Raw genomic sequence first — 1,437 nt, forward strand, 5'->3', positions numbered from 1 at the left:
CCAGTGGCTTATTCAGGAGGGGGAAGTCTCCCCCTGAGAAAAACGCAAAAGGCGCAAACATCCTGAGCGCGACCTTCCTCACGTCAGGCCGCAGGATGTGTGCAAAGCGTTTTTCTACCCCCTCTTGCGAGGCATCGAGCGGCGACGTGCAGGGGGGGCAGTGTTCGGGGCCAGCCCAGACGATTTTCAAGGGGAAGCCAGGTCTACCGCTTGCAGCGGGCCACTTGTCCCCCGGCAAAAAGCGCCGGGAGATGTTGCCGCAGGCCACTTCACGCCGCTGACGCGGCTGTATAAGGAGCGGCCAGAGGCCGCGCCGCACCGCCCCCGGCCCGGAGGCCGTCAGGGGCCGCGCCCGTCGTCGGCCTAGAGGCGGCTCGTCGTCCTAGCCGAGCGCGGAACACCCACCGGGCGGCTTCAGCAGCAGCGGGGTCAAGCTCCAGCTTTGGGCGGGGTTCAAGCCTCAGCTTCCGCCTTGCCGCATTGCCCGCAGCTTTCCTCATGGTGTTCCCCGTGACGCGGCCCCCGTCAAGGGTGCAGAGCAGCCCGCTTGCGCGGCCCAAGCCCTTGACGGGGGCCGCTGGTGACGGAAGGGGGTCAAGCTGCGGGCAAAGCCCGTGGCGAGGCAGCAAAAAAGCGCGTGTTCCAGACGCGCTTCGTGAGGTACTCCTATGAACAAGTTTAGCATTTTCGCCGCTGTTTTTCTAGTCGCGCTCGTTCTCGCTATCGCGGTCTTTCTCATCGCCAACGACAAAGACACCGCCGGATTCCTCGCCATCGTCACCGCCCTCGCTCCCATCGTCACGCTGCTGCTGAAGCCGCAGAAGGACGACGACCAGCCGTAACCGCCTGAGCATCACGGGGCCGCTGCCCCCCGTGGTGCTTTTGCTCATGGCAAAACGGGCCAGGGCGCAGGGGGCAAGGCGACTTGGCGGCGTGACCCTCAGCGTCAGCCAGAGCGCCTGGCCAAAGCCCCACCCACCCTCTCTGGATTGGCCCGCGAGCGGGCGACCTGTCCCCTGACGGGGATGCTGGCGCAGGCCACCATGCGCCGCTGACGCGGCTTATTCGGCCCATAAGGCGGGCCGAAGGGAGAAGGCGCGGCCAGGGGCCGCACCGTGCTTCCCCCGGCGTTCCCTGCGGTCACGGCGGGCGGTGCGCCCGTCGTCGGGTTTGAAGCGGTTCTGCACCCGAGCCGAGCGCACAGGAACACAAACCCACAGAAGCACAAGAACACAGGAGAGCGGCCAGGGGCCGCACGGCCACCAGAACAGACCCAACCCCCCCGCCCCTTCCCCTGGAAGGGGAGCTTTCCCCCCCCGCCCCCAAAGGGGTAGCAGGGAAAGCGCAGGGCCGCAAAAAAGCGCGGCTCAGACGCTTTCCCGCTGTCCAGGGTGAAAAAGCCTCAGAACGCTGTCAAACCTGAACGCCCCCGGCTGG

1 protein-coding gene is annotated in these 1,437 nt (G+C 66.7%); it reads left to right on the plus strand.

The window, feature by feature from the left end; genetic code table 11:
- The first annotated feature begins 668 nt into the window (after positions 1-668).
- A complete protein-coding gene (locus E5Z01_RS19705; RefSeq protein ID WP_167758029.1) occupies positions 669-842 on the plus strand; it encodes a hypothetical protein in 174 nt (57 codons plus the stop codon).
- Positions 843-1,437: the final 595 nt, after the last annotated feature.

This window comes from Deinococcus fonticola (assembly GCF_004634215.1).
GTDB classification, from domain to species: Bacteria; Deinococcota; Deinococci; order Deinococcales; family Deinococcaceae; genus Deinococcus; species Deinococcus fonticola.